This is a genomic window from Methylobacterium sp. J-092 (assembly GCF_022829325.1).
Taxonomy (GTDB): Bacteria; Pseudomonadota; Alphaproteobacteria; order Rhizobiales; family Beijerinckiaceae; genus Methylobacterium.
The window spans coordinates 1-1,282 of the sequence record NZ_JAKSXU010000003.1 but is presented as its reverse complement, the minus strand read 5'-3'; the positions used below and the strand labels follow the sequence as shown (position 1 = coordinate 1,282).

General features: G+C 63.4%; 2 protein-coding genes. Both read right to left on the bottom strand.

Annotated features, from left to right (window positions below; genetic code table 11):
- Positions 1-210: 210 nt before the first annotated feature.
- Complete coding sequence (locus MKK60_RS00025) at positions 211-381, bottom strand: hypothetical protein (RefSeq protein ID WP_243983390.1); 171 nt, start codon at positions 379-381, stop codon at positions 211-213.
- A gap of 111 nt (positions 382-492) precedes the next feature.
- Positions 493-1,282 (bottom strand): putative bifunctional diguanylate cyclase/phosphodiesterase (locus MKK60_RS00020; protein WP_243983389.1); only part of this gene is annotated, 790 nt, incomplete at its 5' end.

Sequence of the window (1,282 nt, the reverse complement as noted above, 5' to 3'; positions counted from 1 at the left end):
TCGAACGGGTTCCTCGAGCCCTGACGGAACCCCGGCCCGACCGGTCGCCCCCGTCGTGGACGTTTTCGTGCCTGCCGCCTACCGGCCAGCCTGCCAGGCCCGCCCGCAAACGGGAGACCCCAGACGTTCCCGCCCAGAGGTCGGGTCGCCGCACCGGATGTCGGTGTCCCCGGTCGCCTCGACACAGCGGGGATTGATCCAAGGGCGGCCTCAGTAGTCGACGCGGCCCACGCCGAGCGGCGGGTAAAGGCCGAACAGGCAGGTGGCCATCCAGCCGAGGGCGATGGCGTCCTCGCCGAACCAATCGAGGAAGTCGATCGCCGCCTCGCGTACCAGCGGGTTCGATGGCTGGCGCTTCGATGGCGCGATGCCGCCGGCCAAGGTGGCGTAATAGACGTCGTATCGGACCCTAGCAGCTACTTCGAAGACTCAAGCTTCGCGGGATATGAACTGTGTGTCGATCGCCTGAGTTGTCCCGCGGCAGGGGATCACTCAAGCGGCACGAACTTGTGCACCATTCTTAAACACTGAGATCAAGCGTTCCGGGTGACCGATCAGGTATCCCTGAACGGCATCGCAATCGAGCGCTCTTAGAAGGGCGAGCTGGTTCGCATCCTCAACACCTTCAGCGATCGTCAGAATGTTCATGTCACGCCCCATCTGCGTGATCGCTTTGACGACCGCCATCGAATGCTTGTCTTCCAAAGCTGCTGCAACGAAGCTGCGGTCGATCTTGATCCTGTCCAGCGGCAGGTCCCGCAGATGAGCAAGAGACGAGTACCCCGTCCCGAAGTCGTCCATCGCGATCTTGATGCCGAGTTCGCGCAGCGCCAACAAGGTGTGCGCAATTTGAGGCCCGTCCTCGACCAGTGCCGTCTCCGTCAGCTCGATCTCCAGTCTGCTCGCCGGCAGCCCACTTTTCGCCAGGGCGGAAGTGATATGAGCGAGCAGCATCGGCGAACGGAACTGCACGGCCGAGATGTTGACCGCGACATGCTGATCAGTTGGCCAAGCCACAGCCTGCCGGCAGGCCTCTTCCAACACCCAGCGCCCGATCGGCAGGATCAACCCCGTCTCTTCCGCCAACGGGATGAAGGTCGCCGGGGAGACGAGCCCCCGCGTCGGATGCGGCCAGCGAATAAGCGCTTCGAAGCCCAGGATGGTGTCGTCGGCGAGCGCCATAATGGGCTGGTACGCGAGATGGAACTGACCCTCGGCCAGTGCGAACCGGATGTCGTTCTCAAGGAGATGCCGGTTGGCGACGGCCTCGATCATCCCAGGG